General features: G+C 73.3%; 17 protein-coding genes and 1 pseudogene. 12 read left to right on the top strand and 6 right to left on the bottom strand.

Annotation, left to right across the window (positions count from 1 at the left end; translation table 11 throughout):
- Window positions 1-82: 82 nt before the first annotated feature.
- Window positions 83-1,207: a DNA integrity scanning diadenylate cyclase DisA gene (gene disA / locus ACFVYK_RS32560; protein ID WP_389780223.1), complete on the bottom strand. Its 1,125-nt coding sequence runs from the start codon at window positions 1,205-1,207 to the stop codon at window positions 83-85.
- Window positions 1,208-1,286: 79 nt separating this feature from the next.
- On the bottom strand, window positions 1,287-2,696 hold the full coding sequence (gene radA / locus ACFVYK_RS32555; protein ID WP_389780222.1) for a DNA repair protein RadA: 1,410 nt from the start codon (window positions 2,694-2,696) through the stop codon (window positions 1,287-1,289).
- 322 nt (window positions 2,697-3,018) lie between these two features.
- Between radA and ACFVYK_RS32550 the strand changes: the two genes are divergently transcribed.
- Entirely contained in the window at window positions 3,019-4,842 is a 1,824-nt protein-coding gene (locus ACFVYK_RS32550; protein WP_389780220.1) for a hypothetical protein, read from the top strand.
- 280 nt (window positions 4,843-5,122) lie between these two features.
- On the opposite strand, the pseudogene ACFVYK_RS32545 reads toward ACFVYK_RS32550, so the two are convergent.
- A pseudogene (locus tag ACFVYK_RS32545) lies at window positions 5,123-5,986 on the bottom strand (hypothetical protein); the annotation flags it as partial.
- Between the two features lie 124 nt (window positions 5,987-6,110).
- Between ACFVYK_RS32545 and ACFVYK_RS32540 the strand changes: the two are divergent.
- The 4 genes from ACFVYK_RS32540 to ilvD all read left to right on the top strand — a co-directional run bounded on the left by ACFVYK_RS32540 (window position 6,111) and on the right by ilvD (window position 10,832).
- Window positions 6,111-7,043 carry a Ppx/GppA family phosphatase gene (locus ACFVYK_RS32540; protein ID WP_389780218.1) on the top strand — a complete coding sequence of 311 codons (933 nt, stop codon included), beginning with the start codon at window positions 6,111-6,113 and terminating at the stop codon, window positions 7,041-7,043.
- A gap of 156 nt (window positions 7,044-7,199) precedes the next feature.
- Window positions 7,200-8,141 carry a sugar phosphate isomerase/epimerase family protein gene (locus tag ACFVYK_RS32535; RefSeq protein WP_389780216.1) on the top strand — a complete coding sequence of 314 codons (942 nt, stop codon included), beginning with the start codon at window positions 7,200-7,202 and terminating at the stop codon, window positions 8,139-8,141.
- Window positions 8,138-8,743, top strand: a complete 606-nt coding sequence (locus ACFVYK_RS32530; protein WP_389780214.1) for a TetR family transcriptional regulator — start codon at window positions 8,138-8,140, stop codon at window positions 8,741-8,743. Before ACFVYK_RS32535 ends, ACFVYK_RS32530 begins: the two co-directional genes overlap by 4 nt.
- Window positions 8,744-8,978: 235 nt before the next feature.
- The gene (gene ilvD / locus ACFVYK_RS32525; RefSeq protein ID WP_389780213.1) at window positions 8,979-10,832 is read left to right on the top strand and encodes a dihydroxy-acid dehydratase; all 1,854 of its coding nucleotides are present in this window, start codon (window positions 8,979-8,981) and stop codon (window positions 10,830-10,832) included.
- A 124-nt stretch (window positions 10,833-10,956) separates the two neighbouring features.
- Here ilvD and ACFVYK_RS32520 read toward each other — a convergent pair whose 3' ends face one another.
- On the bottom strand, window positions 10,957-13,446 hold the full coding sequence (locus ACFVYK_RS32520) for a PQQ-binding-like beta-propeller repeat protein (RefSeq protein WP_389780211.1): 2,490 nt from the start codon (window positions 13,444-13,446) through the stop codon (window positions 10,957-10,959).
- Window positions 13,447-13,628: 182 nt separating this feature from the next.
- Between ACFVYK_RS32520 and ACFVYK_RS32515 the strand changes: the two genes are divergently transcribed.
- The 6 genes from ACFVYK_RS32515 to proC all read left to right on the top strand — a co-directional run bounded on the left by ACFVYK_RS32515 (window position 13,629) and on the right by proC (window position 18,929).
- Window positions 13,629-13,976, top strand: coding sequence for an SH3 domain-containing protein (locus tag ACFVYK_RS32515; protein WP_389780210.1), 348 nt, complete (start codon window positions 13,629-13,631; stop codon window positions 13,974-13,976).
- Between the two features lie 92 nt (window positions 13,977-14,068).
- Entirely contained in the window at window positions 14,069-14,638 is a 570-nt protein-coding gene (locus ACFVYK_RS32510; protein ID WP_389780208.1) for an EamA/RhaT family transporter, read from the top strand.
- A 432-nt stretch (window positions 14,639-15,070) separates the two neighbouring features.
- Window positions 15,071-15,841 (top strand): class I SAM-dependent methyltransferase, encoded by a 771-nt coding sequence (locus ACFVYK_RS32505; RefSeq protein WP_389780207.1) that lies wholly within the window; start codon window positions 15,071-15,073, stop codon window positions 15,839-15,841.
- A gap of 333 nt (window positions 15,842-16,174) precedes the next feature.
- Window positions 16,175-17,074 carry an ABC transporter ATP-binding protein gene (locus ACFVYK_RS32500; protein WP_389780205.1) on the top strand — a complete coding sequence of 300 codons (900 nt, stop codon included), beginning with the start codon at window positions 16,175-16,177 and terminating at the stop codon, window positions 17,072-17,074.
- Window positions 17,071-17,880 carry an ABC transporter permease gene (locus ACFVYK_RS32495; protein ID WP_389780204.1) on the top strand — a complete coding sequence of 270 codons (810 nt, stop codon included), beginning with the start codon at window positions 17,071-17,073 and terminating at the stop codon, window positions 17,878-17,880. Before ACFVYK_RS32500 ends, ACFVYK_RS32495 begins: the two co-directional genes overlap by 4 nt.
- A gap of 236 nt (window positions 17,881-18,116) precedes the next feature.
- Window positions 18,117-18,929 carry a pyrroline-5-carboxylate reductase gene (proC, locus tag ACFVYK_RS32490; protein ID WP_389780203.1) on the top strand — a complete coding sequence of 271 codons (813 nt, stop codon included), beginning with the start codon at window positions 18,117-18,119 and terminating at the stop codon, window positions 18,927-18,929.
- Between the two features lie 39 nt (window positions 18,930-18,968).
- On the opposite strand, the gene ACFVYK_RS32485 is transcribed toward proC, so the two are convergent.
- A complete protein-coding gene (locus tag ACFVYK_RS32485; RefSeq protein WP_389780202.1) occupies window positions 18,969-19,556 on the bottom strand; it encodes a cysteine hydrolase family protein in 588 nt (195 codons plus the stop codon).
- 75 nt (window positions 19,557-19,631) lie between these two features.
- Between ACFVYK_RS32485 and ACFVYK_RS32480 the strand changes: the two genes are divergently transcribed.
- The gene (locus ACFVYK_RS32480; RefSeq protein ID WP_389780200.1) at window positions 19,632-20,675 is read left to right on the top strand and encodes a GlxA family transcriptional regulator; all 1,044 of its coding nucleotides are present in this window, start codon (window positions 19,632-19,634) and stop codon (window positions 20,673-20,675) included.
- Here ACFVYK_RS32480 and trpS read toward each other — a convergent pair.
- Complete coding sequence (gene trpS, locus ACFVYK_RS32475) at window positions 20,567-21,640, bottom strand: tryptophan--tRNA ligase (RefSeq protein WP_389780198.1); 1,074 nt, start codon at window positions 21,638-21,640, stop codon at window positions 20,567-20,569. The genes ACFVYK_RS32480 and trpS overlap by 109 nt on opposite strands.
- Window positions 21,641-22,293 lie beyond the last annotated feature (653 nt).

Here is a 22,293-nt window from a genome sequence, read left to right as displayed (position 1 = left end):
GCGGTCGGACCGGCCCGACGGTTCGGACCGGCCCGACGGTTCGGACCGGATCCGGTGGGCCGGGGCAGGTCGACCGGGCAGGTCAGACGTAACGTTCCAGGATCGACGACTCCGCCAGCCGGGACAGGCCCTCGCGGACGCTGCGGGCCCTCGCCTCGCCGACGCCGTCCACCGTCTGCAGGTCGTCGACGCTCGCGGCGAGCAGTTTCTGCAGGCCGCCGAAGTGCTCGACCAGGCGGTCGATGATCGCGCCGGGGAGGCGAGGCACCTTGGCCAGCAGGCGGAAGCCGCGCGGGGAGACCGCAGAGTCGAGCGCCTCGGGAGAACCGGTGTAGCCCAACGCGCGAGCCACGGTGGACATCTCGAGCAGCTCGGCGTGGGAGAGCGCGTTCAGCTCGTAGAGGGCCTCGTCGACCGTGCGGGACCGCTTGGCCGTGGGCTCCGGGACGTAGTCGCGGACCACCAGCTCGCGTTCCGGCTCCACGCCCGCGATCAACTCGTCGAGCTGGAGGGCGAGCAGACGCCCGTCCGTGCCCAGCTCGACCACGTATTCGGCGATCTCGGTGGCGATGCGGCGGACCATCTCCAGGCGCTGCGCCACCGCGGAGACGTCCCGGACCGTGACCAGGTCCTCGATCTCGAGCGCTGACAACGTTCCCGCCACCTCGTCCAGGCGGAGCTTGTAGCGCTCCAGGGTGGCCAGCGCCTGGTTCGCGCGGGACAGGATCGCGGCGGAGTCCTCCAGGACGCGGCGCTGTCCGTCGACGTACAGAGCGATCAGCCGCATGGACTGGGACACCGAGACGACCGGGTAGCCCACCTGCTTGCTGACCCGGTCCGCCGTGCGGTGCCGGGTGCCCGTCTCCTCCGTGGGGATCATGGGGTCCGGCACGAGCTGGACCCCGGCCCGCAGGATCTTCGACAGGTCGGAGGAGACAATGATGCCGCCGTCGAGCTTGCACAGCTCGCGCAGGCGCGTGGCCGCGAACTCCACGTTCAGGACGAACCCGCCCGTGCACATGGCCTCGACCGTCTTGTCGGAGCCCAGCACGATGAGCCCGCCGGTGTTGCCGCGCAGGATCCTCTCCAGGCCGTCGCGCAGGGCAGTGCCGGGAGCCACCGCGCTCAACGCGGCACGCATCAGGCCGTCGGCACCGGAACTCCCACCGGACTTTCCGGGAGCTGCCGCCCGGTCGTTGGCTGCCACTGCACTCCTCCGGTCACAGGTCTGGGACGCTCCGTTTCGCGCACTCGTTTCGTACGGACGGGCGAGACCAGGGCAAAGTCTACCGGCGGTCTTCCGACTCCCGTGGGGCGTCTCGGCGACGGGAGCGCGGCAGGACCCGCAGGGCCTCCCCCATGTCCGCGACTTCGAGGACCTTCATGCCCGCGGGGATCCTGCCCGGGTCGCTCGGCACCAGGGCGTGCGTGAAGCCCAGACGGTGGGCCTCGGAGAGTCTGCGCTGGACGCCCGTGACCCGTCTGACCTCGCCCGCGAGGCCCACTTCGCCGATCGCGACGAGGTTCTTGGGCAGGGGGGTGTCGCTCGCCGCGGAGGCCAGGGCGAGAGCGATCGCCAGGTCCGCGGCGGGCTCGGAGAGCTTCACCCCGCCCACCGTCGCCGAGTAGATGTCCCGCTTGCCGAGCGCGCTGATCCGGCCGCGCTGCTCCAGGACGGCCAGCATCATGGAGACCCGCGAGGTCTCCAGGCCGGACGTCGTGCGCCGGGGGGAGGGGATCTGGGAGTCCACGGTGAGCGCCTGCACTTCGGCGACCAGGGGGCGACGGCCCTCCAGGGTGACCGTCAGACAGGTGCCCGGGACCGGTTCGTCACGACGGGTCAGGAAAAGTCCGCTCGGGTCCGTAAGGCCGGTGATGCCCTCGTCGTGCAGTTCGAAGCAGCCGACCTCGTCGGTGGCGCCGTAGCGGTTCTTGACGCCGCGCACCAGGCGCAGCCGCGCGTGCCGGTCGCCCTCGAAGCTCAGCACGACGTCCACGAGGTGTTCGAGGAGCCGGGGGCCGGCGATCGCGCCGTCCTTCGTGACATGGCCCACCAGGAGCGTGGACATGCCGCGTTCCTTGGAGGCGCGGATCAGCGCGCCCGCGACCTCGCGGACCTGCGCCATGCCGCCGGGCGCACCGTCGATCTCCGGGGAGGCCACCGTCTGCACGGAGTCCACGATCAGCAGGGACGGCTTCACGGCGTCCAAGTGGCCCAGCACCGCCGCCAGGTCGGTCTCGGCGGCGAGGTACAGATGGTCGTCGAGAGCGCCGATGCGGTCGGCGCGCAGGCGGACCTGCGACGCGGACTCCTCACCCGTGACGTAGAGCGTGCGGTGTTCGTCGCTCGCGGCCTTGGCCGCCACGTCCAGCAGGAGCGTCGACTTGCCCACGCCGGGCTCGCCGGCCAGCAGCACGACCGCGCCGGGCACGAGCCCGCCGCCGAGGACGCGGTCCAGCTCGGGCACGCCGGTGGGGCGGGCGGTGGCCTGACGGCCGTCGACCTGGCCGATGGGCAGCGCGGAGGTGGTGACCCGCCCCGGCGCCGTCGTGCGGACCGCGGGCGCGCCGTACTCCTCGACCGTCCCCCACGCCTGGCACTCGGGGCAGCGGCCGAGCCACTTGGCCGTCTGCCAGCCGCACTCCGTGCAGCGGTAGGACGGTCGGTCCTTGGTGGTCTTCGTACGGGCAGCCATGGGGAAACCGTAGCCGCCGCCACTGACAGCCGGACCGTGCCGGTGGGCGACCGGACTTCCCGGGGCCGGTCCCGCCCGCACCGGCACCACCCGCGCAGTGCCCGCGCACCGCCTCCGCATCGCCCGCGCACCGCCCCCGCGCGCGGGGGCGCGCGCCGTGCAGTGGAACGTCGCCCCCTGCGATCCGGCCCCGCTCCGTCACGAACGAGCCATGAGCCACCCGTCTGCCCTCCCCTTATGAGGGATCGTTTCACCCGTACGGATTAAAAGGACTCAAGGGACAAGTGGACCTCGTTCCGCGCCGCCTACGGTCGCACGGGTGATGAGCAGCAGCCCGGAAACCTCGACCCGCACGACCGGCGCGCACCGGGCGCACCGGGAGGCGCGCGACACCGCTGCGGCGCGCACGCTCGCGCAGCGGCCGCCCGCGCGCTACGAGCCGTACCTGGACGGCCTGTTCACCTACTGCCTGTCCGTCCTGTGCGACCACGACGCGGCCACCGCCGCCCTCGGGGACGCCCTCGCGTTCGCCGAGCGGCGCGGCCAGCGGATGCCGGACGCCGAGGGCGACCGCCGGGCCTGGCTGTACGCGCTGGCCCGCTGGGCCTGTCTGCGCAAGCTGACCGAGGCCAGACGGCAACGTCGGAGCGCGCACGCCGCCCGACGCGACGGCGGCCACCGTCAGCCGGCCGGAAAGCACGTGACGTCCAAGACGTCCAGGAAGCCCGCCCCCTCCATGGCGCCCGTCGGTGCGACCGCCGCCGGATCCACCGCTTCCGCACCCGGCGCCTCCTCCGCCTCGGACGAGGTCCAGGACGAGCGGCGGCGCCGTGAACTCGCCCTGCTCGCCTGGCCGGAGGCCGCCGGCACATCCCCGGAACAGCGTGAGGCGTTGGAACTCGCCGTACGCCACCACCTGGCCGCGCACGAGGTGGCCGCCGTGCTCGGCAAGGATCTCGCCGCCGCCCGCGAACTGCTGGCCTCCGCCGCCTGCGAGGTCGAGCGCACGCGCGCGGCGCTCGCCGTCGTCGAGACCGGCGGCTGTCCCGGTGTGAGCCGCCTGGCCGGTGAGAACCAGCTCGTCCTCAGCGCCGCCCTGCGCCGCGAGCTCGTCCGGCACGTCGACGACTGCCCGCACTGCCGCCGAGCCGCCGAGCGCGCCGTCCCGGGCCGCTGGCCCGGAGCCGGTGTCACCCCCGCCGAGCTGCCCGTCCTGGAGGCGCCCCGCGCGCAGCTGCACGTCGCGATGGCCCGCCTCGCCCGCGCGCGGGGCGTCGCCGTACCGCGCTACGACCGGCGCGGCTTCCCGATGGACCCCAAGGACCGCGCCGCCCGCCGGGAGCGCCTGCGCGCGCGTGCCGTCACGACGACCGTCGTCGCCACCGTGGTGGCCGCTCCCGTGATCGCCCTGTGGGCGGCCTATCGCGGCACACCGACGGGGGAGGGGGCCGAGGGGCGCTCGGCCAGCGCCGGCGAGGCGCAGGGCTCCGGCAGCCTCGACGGCGAGACGGGGGGCGGTTACGAGAACGCCGGGAACGCCAGCACCCGCCCCGGCTCGCACCTGCCCGGGGGCGGCGGACCGGATGTCTCGGTGGAGGTGATCAGCGTCAGCGGACTCCCGCACGGGGCCGCCGGCCGGCTCTCGGTCACCGCCGCCACCCGCGGCGACACCACCTTGATCACCCTCACCGCGTCCCCGGAAGCGGACGGGCCGATCCGCTGGTCGGCCACCACCGCCGCTCCCTGGCTCTACCTGAGCCGCTCCACGGGCACGGTCAGGCCCGGCGAGACCATGACGGTGAAGGTGTACGTCGACCCTCTGCGCGAGCCCTCCGGTCACTGGCACGCGCGCGTGGCGATCGCCCCGGCGGGCGCAGTCGTCTCCATCGAGGGCTACGGCACCGCCCCGGGCCCGTCGCGCCCGGGCGGCGGCCACGGCCACGGCCCGGGCCCCGGCGGCCCGCCCCCCACCTCCGGCCCGGAACCGACCCCGACGGCCCCGCCCTCCGCGGACCCGACTCCGACGGCCCCGCCCTCCTCGCCCGATCCGGAGCCCACCCCCGACGGGGACCCGTCCCCGTCCGCCCCGGACAGCCCGACCCCGCCGCCGGCCGACGGCGACCCACCGAGCCCCGCTACGTCCTAGCGGGCCCCGGGCGGGACGTCCGGCGCTCAGCTCGGCCGACGGATCGGCCGTCCGGCTTCACCGGGGCCGTTCACCGGGGGTCGACGGCTTCACCGGGGGTCGACGGCTTCACCAGGGGTCGACGGCTTCATCGGGGGTCGGCCGGGCCCAGCGGGTCGGCCGGGGCCGCCGCGCTCACCACGCCCTCGGCGCTCACCGCATCACCGGCGCCCACCGCATCACCGGCGCTCACCGCATCACCGGCGCCCACCGCATCACCGGCGCCCACCGTGCCGGTCGGACCGGCCGGGTCCGCCGGGTGCGGCGCCAGCAGGGGCAGCTGCGCGGCGAGGCGTTCCTCGCACAACTCGACCAGGCGGTCGTACCCGGCCTTGCCCATCAGCTCGGTCAGCTCCGGACGGTAGGAGACGTACACCGGGTCGCCCGCGCCGTGCGCCGACGTCGCCGACGTGCACCACCAGTGCAGGTCGTGGCCGCCCGGGCCCCAGCCGCGCCGGTCGTACTCGCCGATCGACACCTGCAGCACGCGCGTGTCGTCGGGCCGGTCGATCCAGTCGTACGTCCGCCGCACCGGAAGCTGCCAGCAGACGTCCGGCTTGGTCTCCAGCGGCTCGCGGCCCTCGCGCAGGGCCAGGATGTGCAGCGAGCAGCCGGCGCCGCCCGCGAACCCCGGACGGTTCTGGAAGATGCAGGAGCCGTTGAACGGGCGGGTCTGGCGGGAGCCTTCCTCGTCCTGCGAGACCCAGCCGCCCCGCGTGCCCTCGTCATGGTGCTGCCAGATGTCGGGGGTGAGCCTCGCCACATGCTCGGCGACGCGCTTCTCGTCGTCCTCGTCGGAGAAGTGGGCGCCCAGCGAGCAGCACCCGTCGTCGGCGCGGCCCGCCTGGATGCCCTGGCAGCCGCTGCCGAAGATGCAGTTCCAGCGCGAGGTCAGCCAGGTCAGATCGCACCGGAAGACCTGCTCGGCGTCGGCCGGGTCCGGGAACTCCACCCACGCGCGTGCGAAGTCGAGGCCCTTCTCGTCGGCGGCCGGAGCCCCCGCTGCCAGGTCCTTCTTCGTCGACTTCTTCGGCGGCTTCAGCGGCTTGGCCCGCGAAGAGCCGCCGGTGGGTTTGTCGGCCTTCGCCTTGTTCGTCTTTGGCACCCGTCCAGGGTAAGTCGCCGGGAGCCGCTTCGGGGACCTCGTCCGCGGCCCGGCCACCACCGCCTCGACGAGGGGATCCGCCCCGCACCACCCGTACCGCCCAGGGGGCAGTAGCGTTCCCTGCATGAGACTCGGTGTCCTCGACGTGGGATCGAACACGGTGCATCTGCTGGTGGTGGACGCGCACCCGGGCGCGTGCCCGCTGCCTGCGCACTCGCACAAGGTGGAACTGCGCCTTGCCCAACTCCTCGACGAGGACGGGGCGATCGGCCCCGAGGGCGTCGACAGACTGATCGCCGTGGTGCAGGAGGCGCTCCAGGCCGCCGAGGACAAGGGCGTCGAGGACCTGCTGCCCTTCGCCACCTCCGCCGTGCGCGAGGCCAGCAACGCGGACGAGGTCCTCGCGCGCGTGCAGGCGGAGACGGGCGTCGAGCTCCAGGTCCTCGCCGGCGCCGAGGAGGCCCGGCTCACCTTCCTCGCCGCCCGCCGCTGGTTCGGCTGGTCGGCGGGAAAGCTGCTGGTCCTGGACATCGGCGGCGGCTCCCTGGAGATCGCGTTCGGCATGGACGAGGAGCCCGACGCGGCGGTGTCCCTGCCGCTGGGAGCCGGCCGTCTCACCGCGGGCTGGCTGCATGGCGACCCGCCCGACCCGGAGGACGTCCGCGCCCTGCGCCGCCACGCTCGCGCGCAGATCGCCCGCACGGTCGGGGAGTTCGCCCGCTTCGGCGCCGCCGACCACGTCGTCGCCACCTCGAAGACCTTCAAGCAGCTCGCCCGCATAGCCGGCGCGGCCCGGTCCACCGAGGGCGTCTACGTCCAGCGCGAGCTCAGGCGCGAGTCCCTGGAGGCCTGGGTGCCGCGGCTGGCCGGCATGACGGCGGCGCAGCGGGCGGAGCTGCCCGGGGTGTCCGAGGGCCGCGCCAACCAGCTGCTCGCCGGCGCCCTGGTGGCCGAGGGAGCGATGGACCTCTTCGGGATCGAGTCGGTCGAGGTCTGCCCTTGGGCGCTCAGGGAGGGCGTCATCCTGCGCAAACTCGATCACATGGCGTCGGCCTGACGGACAGGGCGGGCCGGGCGGACGTGACGGACCCGACAGTGCGGCGGACGTCGCGGCGAGCGGGCGCGCGAGACGGCGCGACGGCACAACTGCGCGCGGGCGTCCGGGACGCAGGTGCCCCGCACCCACCCGTTCCCACCCCGTAACCTGTCCCCCATGGCAGAGCCAGTCGTGCGTATCCCGGATGCGAAGGTCGCCCTGTCGACTGCCTCGGTCTACCCGGAGTCGACGGCGACGGCCTTCGAGATCGCCGCGCGCCTCGGGTACGACGGCGTCGAGGTCATGGTCTGGAACGATCCCGTCAGCCAGGACATCGACGCGCTGCGCAGGCTCAGCGACTTCCACCGGATCCCGATTCTCGCCGTGCACGCCCCCTGCCTGCTGATCACGCAGCGGGTGTGGTCGACCGACCCGTGGACCAAGCTCCAGCGGGCCCGCTCGGCCGCGGAGCGACTCGGCGCGAGCACCGTCGTCGTCCACCCGCCGTTTCGGTGGCAGCGCCAGTACGCGCGCGACTTCGTCACCGGCATCTGGCGGATGGCGGACGAGACGGACGTGCGGTTCGCCGTCGAGAACATGTACCCGTGGCGCTACCGCGACCGCGAGATGCTCGCGTACGCGCCCGACTGGGACGTCACGAAGGACGACTACCGGCACTTCACCATCGACCTCAGCCACGCCTCGACGGCCCGCGCGGACGCGATGCAGATGGTCGACCGCATGGCCGACCGCCTGGGCCACGTCCATCTCGCCGACGGAAACGGTTCGGCCAAGGACGAGCACCTGGTCCCCGGGCGCGGCTCGCAGCCCTGTGCCGAACTGCTGGAACGGCTCGCACTGACCGGCTTCGACGGACACGTCGTCATCGAGGTCAACACCCGGCGCGCGATGTCCGACGCCGAACGGGAAGCCGACCTGGCGGAGGCCCTGGCCTTCGCCCGACTCCACCTCGCGTCGGCCTCGGCCCCGACCCCGTCCCGGGCCCCGACCTCGTCCCGGGACCCGTCCCCGTCCCCGTCCCCCTCCTCTGCCTCGGCTCCCGCCCCGTCCCCGTCCCCGTCGCGGGGGCGGCGTTCGGCGAAGGCGCGTCGCCGGTGACCGGCGTCACCGCCCGCGGGCGCGGCCGTCCCCCACGGGCCGAGTCGGCCGACACCCGCGACCGCATCCTGACCGCCGCCCGCGAGGAGTTCTCCGAGCGGGGCTACGAGAAGACGTCCGTGCGCGGGATCGCGAAGGCGGCCGGAGTGGACTCGGCGCTGGTCCACCACTACTTCGGCACCAAGGAGCAGGTCTTCGAGGCCGCGATCGAGGTGGCCTTCGCGCCGGCGCTGGACGCCCCGGCAGCCGTCGCCGACGGACCGCTGGACCAGGTCGGCGAACGCCTCGCCCGCTTCGTCCTCGGCGTCTGGGAGAACCCCACCACCCGCAAGCCGCTCCTGGCGATCGTCCGTTCCGCCGTGAACAACGACACCGCGGCCGCCGTCTTCCGCCGTCTGGTCGCCTCCCAGCTGCTGCGCCGCATCGCCGTCCAGCTCGACCTGCCGGACCCCGAGCTGCGCGCCGAACTGGCGGCTGCGCAGCTGGTGGGCTGCGCGATGCTGAGGTACGTGATCAAGGTCGAGCCGCTGGCCTCGGCGGACCTGGAGCTGATCATCGCCCGCGTGGCGCCGGTCGTCCAAGGGCACCTGACCGGGCCGTGACCCGCCGGGCCCCGCCGCGACCGCTGGTGTCGCCGCGGCGGCGGGCGGGACGGAGGCCGAGCGGGCGGACGGCAGTCGAGGCGGTGGGCGGACGCCGAGGGGGTGGGTGGACGCCGAGGCGGTGGGTGGACGGCCGCCGAGACGTTCGTCCCGCATTCCGGACACCTTGTCCCGCCCCCTGGATGACCGGCGTACGCTCATGAGCAGCCCTATCTGTCTGAAGGAGCGAGCGACGATGCCCGAGCTGAGGTCCCGCACAGTCACCCACGGACGCAACATGGCGGGCGCCCGCGCCCTTATGCGCGCCTCCGGTGTACCCGGTGCGGACATCGGCCGGAAGCCGATCATCGCGGTGGCGAACAGTTTCACCGAGTTCGTGCCCGGCCACACGCACCTCCAGCCGGTCGGCCGCATCGTCAGCGAGGCCGTCCGGGAGGCCGGCGGCATCCCGCGCGAGTTCAACACGATCGCCGTCGACGACGGCATCGCGATGGGCCACGGCGGCATGCTCTACAGCCTGCCCTCCCGCGACCTGATCGCGGACAGCGTGGAGTACATGGTCGAGGCGCACTGCGCGGACGCCCTGATCTGCATCTCCAACTGCGACAAGATCACCCCCGGCATGCTGAACGCGGCCCTGCGCCTGAACATCCCCACGGTCTTCGTCTCCGGCGGCCCGATGGAGTCCGGCCGGGCCACCCTCGTCGACGGCACGGTCCGCACGCTCGACCTGGTCGACGCGATCTCCGACGCGGTCAACGACAAGATCTCGGACGAGGACATCCTCCGCATCGAGGAGAACGCCTGTCCGACCTGTGGCAGCTGTTCCGGCATGTTCACCGCCAACTCGATGAACTGCCTGACCGAGGCCATCGGCCTCTCCCTTCCCGGCAACGGCTCGGTGCTGGCCACCCACACGGCCCGCAGGGCGCTGTACGAGGACGCCGGCCGCACGGTGATGGACATCACCCGCCGCTACTACGAGCAGGACGACGAGACGGTCCTGCCGCGCAACATCGCCACCATCGCGGCCTTCGAGAACGCCATGGCCCTCGACATCGCGATGGGCGGCTCGACCAACACGATCCTGCACCTCCTCGCCGCCGCCCAGGAGGCGGGCGTGCCGTTCGGCCTGGAGGAGATCAACGAGGTCTCGCGCCGCGTGCCGTGCCTGGCGAAGGTCGCGCCGAACGTCGCGAAGGACCGCACGTACTACATGGAGGACGTGCACCGCGCCGGCGGCATCCCCGCCCTGCTCGGCGAGCTGCACCGCGCGGGCCTGCTCAACGAGGACGTGCACTCGGTCCACAGTCCGTCCCTGGGGGACTGGCTGAAGACCTGGGACGTGCGCGCCGGCTCGCCGTCCCCCGAGGCCCTGGAACTGTGGCACGCGGCCCCCGGCTGCGTCCGCTCCGCCGAGGCCTTCTCGCAGTCCGAGCGCTGGGAGGCGCTGGACGTGGACGCCGAGGGCGGCTGCATCCGCTCCGCCGAGCACGCCTACAGCGAGGACGGCGGCCTCGCCGTCCTGCGCGGCAACCTCGCCGTCGACGGCTGCGTGGTCAAGACGGCCGGCGTCGACGAGTCCATCTGGACCTTCGAGGGCCCGGCCGTCGTCTGCGAGTCGCAGGAGGAGGCCGTCGAGAAGATCCTCAACAAGCAGGTGACCGACGGCGACGTCGTCGTCATCCGCTACGAGGGTCCCAAGGGCGGCCCGGGCATGCAGGAGATGCTCTACCCGACGTCCTTCCTCAAGGGCCGCGGCCTCGGCAAGACCTGCGCGCTGGTCACCGACGGCCGTTTCTCCGGCGGCACCTCGGGCCTTTCGATCGGCCACGCCTCGCCCGAGGCGGCCTCCGGCGGCACGATCGCCCTGGTCGAGGACGGCGACCGCATCCGCATCGACATCCCGAACCGCACGATCGAGCTCCTCGTCGACGACGCCGAACTGGCCCGGCGCGAGGCGGCCCTCGGCGGGGTCTACGCCCCGAGGAACCGCGAACGCAAGGTCTCCGCCGCGCTGCGCGCCTACGCCGCGATGGCGACCAGCGCCGACAAGGGTGCGGTGCGGGACGTGTCGAAGCTGGGCTGACGCCCGGCCGGTGATCCCGCGAGGTCTCTCGCGCGGTGTTCCGCGACGGTTCCCGCGCGCGCGAAGGTTTCCGTGAGGTTCCCGAGGGCCGTCTCCGTGACACGGAGACGGCCCTCGGCGCGTCTCACCAGCCCGCCGGATCCCGGCCGTCCACCGCGAAGACGGTTCCGTCGGGAGCGCCGGCGTAGACCCGGCCGCCGACCGCCTCGGGGGCGGGCAGCGTGGCCACCACCCGGTCCGAGTGGGCGCCGAGCCGCAGCGCCGTCTGCCCGACGAGCTCGCCGTCGACCGCGTCCACGGCGAGGAGACGGCCGTCGGCGGCGCTGAAGTAGACGTGACCGTCGTCGGCGGTCGGCGCCGAACCCCGGCTCACGGCCGTCTGCAGGGACCACACCTCCTTGGCCGCGACCGTGTCGACGGCCGCCAGCGTCCCGTCGAAGGCCAGCAGGTACAACCGGTCCCCGCGTACCGCGGCTTGCGGCTCCTGGAGCGCGACGCCGAGCCGCACCCGCCGCGCCGCCCCGTCCCGAGGGTCGAAGCGGACCACGGCGTCGACCGTGCCGTAGCCGCCGCCCTGGGACAGCAGGACCGCACTGCCGCCCGCGGTGCCCACGAGGGTGAGCGTGCCGTCGAGCCGCTCCTGCCAGCGCACCTTCCCGGTGACGGGATCCACGGCCGTGATCCGGGTGTGCCCGTCGTCCGACGCGCTCGACGCGTACGCCAGCGGATCACCGGGGAACGACGTGAAATAAGGCTCGCTCACCCCCGGGATCCGGCGGCTCCAGGTCTTCTCGCCGGTCGCCGCGCGCACGCCGGTGACCGTGCCGTCCGCCGCGGTCAGCAGCAGGGTGTCGCCGACGGCGCGCAGACTCTCGTACCCCGACATCTCCTGCTGCCAGCGCGTGGCGCCGGAGGCCGGGTCCAGCGCCTCGACGAGCCGGCCCGCGTGGGTGACCACCAGCGCCAGTCCGCCCGCGAGCACGGGCGCCTCGCTCGGCCGGTCGACGTCGGCGAGCGGATGCCGCCACAGCACGCGCCCGTCGGCGGCGTCCAGCGCGGACACCAGCCCCGACTGCGCGCAGAACAGCCGCTCCGCGTCGGACGTGCACAGCGGCATGCCGCCCGCTCCGGCGCGCGCGCCCGTCCCGGCGTCGGCCGCGGCCGGCCGGACGCTCCAGGGGCTGAAGGCGGGCGACGCGGAGTGCGAGCCGGCCGCGCCTGCCCGCACGCCACGGCCCTGGTCGCCGTCGCCGAGCAACTGCGTGACGCCGAACGCGCCGCCCGCGAGGACGACGACCAACGCGCCGGCCGCGAGGACGACCGGCCTGCGCCGCCTCCGAACCCCGAACCGGCCGCGCGCCGAAGGACCCGGCCCCGGCCCCGGTCCCGGCCGCGACGCCGATCCCGACGGCCACTCCCGCTCAGGCCGCGATCCGTGCCCAGGCCGTGATCCGTGCTCGTGCTCGGGTGGCGCTTCCCGCTCAGGCCGTGATCCGTGCTCAGGCCGTGATCCGTGCTCGTGCTCGTGCTCGGGTGGTGCTTCCCGCTCAGGCCGTGACTCCGTCACCCGCCCGGGCTCGGCCCCCCGCTCGGACTCCACCGCCGAGGACGTTGCCGGAGCTGCCGGGACTGCCGCGTCCGACCGGTCCGCCGGGGACGACGACCCCGACCAGGCTCCGACGCCCGGCGAGGCCCCCTCGCCCGCCGGGCCTCCCGCGCCGGCCGGATCCGTCTCGCTCTCTCCGAGGGTCCGCTGCGCCGGTATGAACGACTGCGTGTCGTACGAGGCCGCCACCGACCGCAACTCCAGCATCAACTCGTCCGGAGTGGGCCGGTCCTCGGGCTCCTTGGCGAGGCAGCGCGAGACCAGCGACGCGAGACTCTCCGGCACGCCGGTCAGATCCGGCTCGTCGTGGACGACCTGGTAGGCGACGACGTACGGGCTGTCGGAGTCGAACGGCCCGCGTCCCGTCGCCGCGTGCACCATCACCGACCCCAGCGCGAAGACGTCGGCGGCCGGCCCGACCTCGCGGGGTCGACGGAACTGCTCCGGTGCCATGAACGGCGGTGTGCCGATCAACTTGCCGGTCTCGGTGCGCAGTTCGCTGTCCTTGGGCCGGGAGATGCCGAAGTCGATCACCTTCGGACCGTCCTCGGCGAGCAGCACGTTGCTCGGCTTCAGATCCCGGTGGACGACCCCCACGCGGTGGATGTCCCGCAGCGCCTCGGCGAGTCCGGCCATCAGCCGCCGCAACTCACCCGGCCTCATCGGCCCGTTCCGCTTCACCTGCTCGGCGAGCGTCGAACCGGGGATGAACAGGGTTGCCATCCAGGGGCGTTCGGCCTCCGGGTCGGCGTCGACGACGGGCGCGGTGAACGCCCCGCTCACCCGGCGGGCGGCCGCCACCTCCTGCCGAAAACGGCCCCTGAACTCGGCGTCCCGTGCGAACTGGGCGTGCACGACCTTGACCGCGACCTTCATCCCGGAGGTGCTGTGGGCCAGGTGCACGACCCCCATGCCACCGGAGCCCAGGCATTCCCGCAGGCGGTAGTGGCCGGCGTACTCCGGAAGTTCCGCTTCCGCGCCCACCCCGGTGTTGCGCTGTGGCGACATGGACCACCCCCGTGCTGTTCAACCGCGCGCGCGACGCACGGAGCCTAGTCGATGACTCGTCCGTGACAGAGGCGGCTTGCTAGCCTCCGTGTGCGAATCCTGTACAGGTGTTTCATTGTGGGTTTCGGGGGAATCAACGGGGCCCCATGGCAGTCATGGGGTCCGACGGGGGAGGTTTTTGCATGTCTGTGGACAGTGTGGAAGTGGAAGAGACCGAAAGCGTCACGACGGCGGCTGTCACGACGGCGGCTGTCACGACGGCTGCCGTCACGACGGCGGCGCTCACCTATTACCCGGTCGCCCCGGGCGTCCGGGTGAACGTCCGCAGCGGCCCGGGCACCGGCTACTCGGTCGTCAGGGTCCTGGCCGAGGGGGTCAAGGTCCCGATCCTGTGCCAGACGCCGGGCGCGTCGGTCTCCGGCCCGTACGGCACGACGAACATCTGGGACAACATCGCGGACGGCCAGTTCGTCTCGGACGCGTACGTGCGCACGGGCAGCGACGGCTACGTCGCCTCGCGCTGCGCCTGATCCGACGCCGGCGGGCCGCCCGGAGCGTCCTCACGAGAGGTTCCGGGCGGCCCGCCCGTAAGCCCGCGTCCGCCCGGAGCCATAATCGTCCCGTGAGCGACGAAAACGGCACCCCGGACACTTTGGCGGGCTCCCGGAGCGCCCCGACCGGCCGGGCGGCCGGAACCCCCGCCGCCGACGCCGGGCCGGGGGCCGGTCCTCGCCCGGAGCCGCTGCGCTTCTTCGGCACCACCTGGGTGGACCACGACCCCGGCCTCCGCGGCTACGCGGTCCGACGGGTCGCCGCGGCCGCGGGCTCCCTCGTCGCCGTCGCCGTCTCCTGCCTCGTCCTGCGCCTCGCCTACCAGGGCATCGCCATCGCCGACCTCGGCGGCTTCGTGATCCTCCTGGTCGTCGTGATGTTCGCGGTTTGCAGCGCCCTCGCCTTCCGCCACACCTGGGACGGCTTCACCAAGCGCCCCGACCCCGACCGCCAGGCCTCGCTGCGCGGCCTGCTGGCCATCGGCTTCGTCGGCTCGCTCCTCGCCTACTTCTTCCGCACCCTCACCGAGGCCCCCGGCGAGGGCCTTCACCGCGCGGAACACGAAGAGGCCCGCCGCCGCCACGCCCACCGCACCACCCGCCGCACCGGCAACCCGTCGAAGAAACGCCCCAGGAACTGACCTCGCAGGCCGCTCCGACGGCCAGGCCGCTCCGCAGGCTGCTCCGACGCCGGCCGCTCGGACGGCCAGGCCGCTCCGACGCAGGCCGCTCCGACGCTGGCCGCCCCGATGCCGGCCGCTCCGACGCTGGCCGCCCCGATGCAGGCCGCTCCGACGCCGGCCTCCCCGATGCCGGCCGCCCCGACGCCGGCCGCTCCGGCGGCTGCCGCTCCGGCCCCCGCCTCCCTCCCGAGTCGGCGGTTCGCGTCCGGGTCAGCGTCGGGGTCCGCGTTCGGGCCCGGGCCCCAGGCCGAGCCCCAGGCCCGAGCCCCAGGCCCGGGACCACGCCCAGGCCCGGCCGGCAGAGACCTCCGGCCGCCGCCCGCCCAACCCTGACGCCCATGGGTTCGTAAACCCGTTTCCCTCCCCGCGCGCCCCCGCGAGCATGGCTCCATGACGGTCTCCTCCCACGCAGCCCGAGCCCACTCCTTCAACTCAGCCGCGGCCCAGTACGCCGCCAACCGCCCGTCCTACCCGAGCACCCTCCTCGACGCGATCGAGGAGCTCGCCGGCCGCCCTCTCGCCGGCGCACGGGTCGCGGACGTCGGGGCCGGCACCGGCATCTCGACCGCTCTCCTGCGCGCTCGCGGTGCGGACGTCGTCGCGGTCGAACCCGGCGAGGGCATGGCCGCGCAGTTCCGCCGCGTCCTGCCCGAGGTGCCGGTCGTCCGGGGCGACGGCAACCACCTCCCGCTGGCGGACGCCTCCCTCGACTTCCTCACCTACGCCCAGTCCTGGCACTGGACCGACCCGGCCCGCGCGGTCCCGGAGGCCCTGCGCGTGCTGCGTCCGGGCGGGGCGCTGGCGCTGTGGTGGAACACCGACGCCCCGGACGTGCCCTGGCTCGCCGATCAGGCCCGCCGCATCGCCCGGCACTTCGGGCAGGAGGTTCACGGAGCCGACAGAGACGTCAGCGCCCGTACGGTCGACCCCTCGGGCCGTCTGGACCCGGTCCGCCGCGAGGTCCGCTGGAGCCGCCGCGTCCCGATGGACACGCACCTGGCCAACATCGGCAGCCACTCGGTCTTCCTGGTCCAGGGCGAGGAGGCGACCGCGGCCTTCCTCGCCGAGGAGCGCGAGCACCTGACGCGGGTCTTCCCCGACGGACTCGTCGAAGAGGTCTACGACGTCGTCCTGCTGCTCGCGACCAACGCCGGCGCCTGACCCCCTCCCGCACGGCACCGAGGGCACCGGCCTCCGCACGGCACCGAAGGCACCGGCCTCCGCACGGCACCGAAGGCACCGGCCTCCATACGGCACCGAAGGCACCGGCCTCCACACGGCACCGAAGCACCGGCCCCCGCACCGCACCGAAGGCAGGGGCCCCCGCACCCGCACCCAAGGCACCGGCCCCCCGCACCCCCACCGGCCCCTTCCGCCCCCACCCCTCCGACACCTGAGCCCGCGCGGCGGCCCACCTCCAGGGCCGCCGCGCACGTGTGTTCGCCACGCCCACGCCACTTGACGCCTCACCGCCCCGCGAGCATTATTCATCGCATGATGAATTTTAGGCCCGGCTCCCGCCCGCCCGACTCCCGCCCGCCCGACCAGGAAGCGCCGCGCACCGACCAGCAGAACCCGCTGCGGACCGCCCCCGGCGGCTCCGGCGATCACGGCGACCCCGCCCAAGCCGCCGCGCCCGCAGTGCGCGCCGAGAACCTCACCGTGGTCCGCGGCCCCCGCACCGTGCTGCGCTCCCTCGACTTCACCGTCCCGCGCGGCCAGATCACCGGCCTCCTGGGCCCTTCCGGCTGCGGCAAGTCGACCCTCATGCGCGCCGTCGTCGGCACCCAGGCGAAGGTCGCCGGCACCCTCGACGTCCTCGGCCGGCCCGCCGGGCACGCCGCGCTCCGCAGCCGCATCGGCTACGTCACCCAGGCACCCTCCGTCTACGACGACCTGACGATCCGCCAGAACCTGGACTACTTCGCGGCGATCCTCGACCCCGGCCGAGCGGCAGCGGACCGCCGCCACGAGAACGTCACCCGCGCGATCTCCGACGTCGACCTGGCGACCCACGTCGACACGCTGGCCGGCAACCTCTCCGGCGGCCAGCGCAACCGGGTCTCCCTGGCCGTGGCCCTGCTGGGCGCGCCGGAGCTCCTGGTCCTCGACGAACCCACCGTCGGCCTCGACCCCGTCCTGCGCCGCGACCTGTGGACCCTCTTCCACGACATCGTCGCGAGCCGCGGCGCGGCCCTCCTGATCTCCTCCCACGTCATGGACGAGGCCGAGCGCTGCCACCGCCTCCTCCTCATGCGCGAGGGCCGGATCCTCGCCGACGCCACCCCCGACGACCTGCGCGCCCGCACCGGCGCCGACACCGTCGAAGCGGCCTTCCTGCGCCTGGTCGACGACGCCACCGAGACGACCCGAGCGATGGAGAGCACCCGATGAGCACCACCACGCCCCCCGCCACGCCCGCCCCCGCGCCCCCCGCACCCGCTGCGGCCTCCGCCGGCGGCCTGAACCTCTCCCGCACCACCGCCACCGCGGTCCGCGTCCTGCGCCAACTGCGCCACGACCCCCGCACGATCGCGCTGCTGATCCTCATCCCCTGCGTGATGCTGTTCCTGCTGCGCTACGTCTTCGACGGCAGCCCCCGCACCTTCGACGGCATCGGCGCGTCCCTCCTCGGGGTCTTCCCGCTGATCACGATGTTCCTGGTGACCTCCATCGCCACCCTGCGCGAACGCACCTCGGGTACCCTCGAACGCCTCCTCGCCATGCCGCTGGGCAAAGGGGACCTGATCGCCGGCTATGCGCTCGCCTTCGGAGCCCTCGCGATCGTCCAGTCGGCCCTCGCCACAGGCCTCGCCGTCTGGTTCCTCGACCTCGACGTCACGGGCAGCCCCTGGCTCCTGCTGCTGGTGGCCCTGCTGGACGCGCTGCTCGGCACGGCTCTCGGCCTCTTCGTCTCCGCCTTCGCGGCCTCGGAGTTCCAGGCCGTCCAGTTCATGCCGGCGGTGATCTTCCCCCAGCTCCTCCTGTGCGGTCTCTTCGCCCCCCGTGACACCATGCACCCCGCCCTGGAGGCCGTCTCCGACGTGCTGCCCATGTCGTACGCGGTCGACGGCATGAACGAGGTCCTCACCCACACCGACATGACGGCCACCTTCGTCCGGGACGTCCTCATCGTCGGCGGCTGCGCCCTGCTGGTCCTGTTCCTCGGAGCGGCGACGCTACGACGCCGAACCCCCTGACCGCACCCCCCGGAGCCCGCCCGGAGCCCGCCCCGACCTCGCCGGGAGCCCGCCCCGACCTCGCCGGGAGTCCGCCCCGACCTCGCCGGGAGCCTGCCCTGAGCCCGCCCGGAGCCCGCCCCGACCTCGTCGGGAGCCCGTCCGCCCACCGGACATCCCGGCCCACCCCCCGCCCCCGGTGCGAGGATGACCCCGGACGACGACGGACGACGCACCCTCCGGAGGACCCCCCAGCCATGACCCAGAAAGTCGCAGTCCTCGGCACCGGCAAGATCGGCGAGGCCCTCCTCAGCGGGATGATCCGAGGCGGCTGGCGCCCCGCCGACCTCCTCGTCACCGCCCGCCGCCCCGAACGCGCCGAGGAACTCCGCACCCGGCACGGAGTCACCCCGGTCTCCAACGCCGAGGCCGCCAAGACCGCCGACACCCTGATCCTCACGGTCAAGCCGCAGGACATGGGCGCCCTCCTCGACGAGCTCGCCCCGCACGTCCCCGCCGACCGCCTGGTCATCAGCGGCGCCGCCGGCATCACCACCGCCTCCATCGAGGAGCGCCTGGCCGCCGGCACCCCCGTGGTCCGCGTCATGACGAACACCCCCGCCCTCGTCGACGAGGCCATGTCCGTCATCTCCGCCGGCACCCATGCCACCGCCGGCCACCTCGCCCACACCGAGGAGATCTTCGGCGCCGTCGGCAAGACCCTCCGCGTCCCCGAGTCCCAGCAGGACGCCTGCACCGCCCTCTCCGGATCCGGCCCGGCGTACTTCTTCTACCTGGTCGAGGCCATGACGGACGCCGGCATCCTGCTCGGCCTGCCCCGCGACAAGGCCCACGACCTCATCGTCCAGTCCGCGATCGGCGCCGCGACGATGCTCCGCGACAGCGGCGAGCACCCGGTCAAGCTCCGCGAGAACGTCACGTCACCCGCGGGCACGACCATCAACGCCATCCGCGAACTGGAGAACCACGGCGTGCGGGCCGCCCTCATCGCCGCCTTGGAGGCCGCCCGCGACCGCAGCCGTGAACTGGCCGCCGGCAAGAAGGACTGACCTCCCGCACCGGAGCTCGGGGCACGGCCGGAGGAGCGGTCAGCCGCCGGCCGCCGCCACGATCTCCTTCGTCGTCACCACCCGCGCGAACCCGCCCCCGTGCAGCGAGACCGCCGAGGCCTGCGCGATCTCGTCCGCACCGCGCCGCCATCCGAACGGCCCCTCCAGATCGAACGTGTAGGTCGCGTCGTAGGCGAACAGCACGTCGTACCCGAGGTTGCCGCCCATCCGCGCCGTCGTCTCGGCGCACATGTTCGTCTGGATCCCGGCCACCACGATCTGCGAGATCCCCCGCCCCGTCAGCCAAACCCCCAGATCGGGCGTCCCGAGGAAGGCCGAGTTGACGGTCTTCGTGACGAGCAGCTCGGCCCCGGCCCCCTTCCCGCGCCTCTCCTCCACGTACTTCTTGAAGTCGTTCCCCGGGTACCCCGACCGCAACGGCGACTCCGGCTTCACCGAGTCGTGCCGCACGAAGACGACCGGCCGTCCCGACCCCTGCCACACGTCGACGAGGACGGCGATGTTGTCGTCGGCCCCGGGATTGTTCCGCGCCCCCCAGTAATCCAGCTCCTCGAAGCCCTTCTGCACGTCGACGACCACCAGCGCTGCGTTCTCTGCGATGTCCATGCCCACGATCCTGCCGCCGGGCCGACCCGCTCCCCAGAGTCCGCGAAGCCATCGATCGATGGTTTACTGCCACCCATGAAGCCCGCGTACCGGGTCGCCCTCGTCGCCTTCCCCGGCATCCGCGCCTTCGACGTCTCCGTCATCACCGAGGTCTGGGGCACCGACCGGACCGACCGCGGCGTCCCCGCCTTCGACCTGCGCCGAGTCGCGGCCGACGAGACGGCCATCCTGATGCGCGGCGGCCTCGCCCTGCTGCCCGACCGCCCCCTCGACTGGCTCTCCCGAGCCGACCTCGTCCTGGTCCCCGGCCTGGACGACCACCTCACCCCCGCGCCCGCCCCCGTCCTGGACGCACTGCGCGACGCCCACGCGCGGGGCACCACGCTCGCCGCACTCTGCGGCGGAGCCTTCACCCTCGCCCAGGCCGGGCTGCTCGACGGCCGCCGGGCGATCACCCACTGGAACCTCGTCGACCTCCTGCGCACCCACCACCCCCAGGTCACCGTCGTCCCCGACGCCCTCTTCATCGAGGACGACAACATCTGGACCGCCGCCGGCACGGCAGCCGGCATCGACCTCTGCCTCCACCTGGTCCGCCGCTCCCACGGCGCGGAACCCGCCGCCGCCATCGCCCGCTCGATGGTCACCGCTCCCTTCCGCACCGGCACCCAGGCCCAGTTCATCGAACACCCCACCCCCCGCGCGGACCGCGACGCCGACACCCTCGCCGCCGTCCGCGAACACGCCCTGCGCCACCTGCACGAACCGCTCAGCGTCGCCGACCTCGCCGCGCACGCCGGCATGTCCCCCCGCAGCTTCGCCCGCCACTTCACCGCGGCGACCGGGGCCACCCCGCTGCGCTGGCTCCTCGACCAGCGCATCGCCGCCGCCCAGAAGCTCCTCGAACGCACCGACCTCCCCATGCCCGAGGTGGCCCGGCGCGCCGGCTTCGGCAGCGAGGTCACGATGCGCCAGCACTTCGTATCGCGCCTCGCCACCAGCCCCCGCGCCTACCGCGCCGCGTTCAGCCCCGCCTCCGGCACGGACTTCGGCACGGAGTCAGACACGAACTCAGACAAGGATTCCGTCAGCGGCGGAAGCAGCCCGATCGCGCGATAGGCGCCGTCCACCACGGGCCGCGCCATGCCCCGCGCCTTCTCGGCCCCGTCCCGCAGCACCTTCTCCACGTACCCCGGGTCGGCGCACAGCTCCTGGTGCCTGGCCCGCAAGGGCCGCAGCACCTCCACCACCGCGTCGGCCGTGTCCTTCTTCAGATCCCCGTACGACGTGTACCCGGCGCTCAACGCCTCCGGGTCGCCGCCCGTGCACGCGGCGAGGATCTCCAGCAGGTTGGCGACACCGGGCCGCCCCGCACGGTCGTACACGACCTCCCGCCCACTGTCGGTGACAGCCCGCATCACCTTCTTGCGGACGACGTCGGGCTCGTCCAGCAGATAGACGATCCCGGGCCCGAAGTCGTCGCTCTTGCCCATCTTCGACGCCGGCTCCTGCAGGTTCATCACCCGAGCCGCCACCGGCGGGAGCGTCGCCTTCGGCACGACGAACGTGTGCCCGTACCGCTGGTTGAACCGCACCGCCAGATCCCGGGCCAGTTCCACGTGCTGCGCCTGGTCGTCGCCGACCGGCACCTCGTCGGCGGCGTAGGCCAGGATGTCGGCCGCCATCAGTACGGGATACGTCAGCAAGGACAGCCGTACGCTGCCCCCGCGCTCCCGCTCCCGCGCGGCCTTCTCCCTGTACTGGATCATGCGCCGCATCTCGCCGTCCGTGGCCACGCACTCCAGCAGATACGACAACCGCGCGTGTTCGTCCACATGACTCTGGACGAACACGGTGCACAACCGGGGATCCAGGCCGGCCGCCAGCAACAGCGTCGCCGCCTGCCGGCTCAGCCGTCGCACCCGCGCCGGATCGTGCTCCACGGTCAGCGCGTGCAGATCGACCACGCAGAACAACGAGTCGGCCCGGTGCTGATCGACCTCGGCCCACTGCCGCAGCGCCCCCAGGTAGTTCCCCAGCGTCAGGTGCCCGGTCGGCTTGATCCCGCTGAAAACCCGCTTCATCTCTCCACCTCCTGGTCGGGACCGCCGCTCCGGTCGGCCGACCCCCGGTGACCCTGGAGGGGGAAACGAGAACGGCCGCCGAAACGGCGGCCGTCGAGTGCATACGCGAGAACGGCCGCCGTCAGGCGGCCCACCACAGCTGGGTGCACGTACTCGTAGTCATGTCGGCCAGACTACGCCCAGGAGTGCCGCAGGGACATGAGTTGACACGCCCGTACCGCGTACGTAGTGTTCTCCGAGTTGTCCGACGTGAGCGCCGACTCCGGTCGGTCCCCGGACAGCCATTCCGCAGGTACCAGCCACTTCTCGATGTGCAGTCCTTTCGGCTGCCGTCGCGTCGGTAGGCGTGCGTATTCGCGAAATGAGGAATCCGCGTTCGAAAGGGCGCAGGACCCCGATTGGCTTTGGGGGCCGGGAATCCGCTAAAGTCTCACTCGTCGGAACGGCCCAACAGCCGGGAAGACAAACCCCTCTGACTGGGAATCAGCGCCGAAAGGATCTGATAGAGTCGGAACCGCCGGAAAGGAAACCGCGAGAAAAGCGGGAACCTGGAAAGCGCCGAGGAAATCGGACCGGGAAACGGTCTGATAGAGTCGGAAACGCAAGACCGAAGGGAAGCGCCCGGAGGAAAGCCCGAGAAGTTCGGGTGAGTA

The sequence above is a fragment of the Streptomyces sp. NPDC058291 genome (assembly GCF_042880855.1).
Classification (GTDB): Bacteria; Actinomycetota; Actinomycetes; order Streptomycetales; family Streptomycetaceae; genus Streptomyces.
Note: the sequence above shows the minus strand (reverse complement) of the source record. Positions and strands in the feature narration are given on the sequence as shown.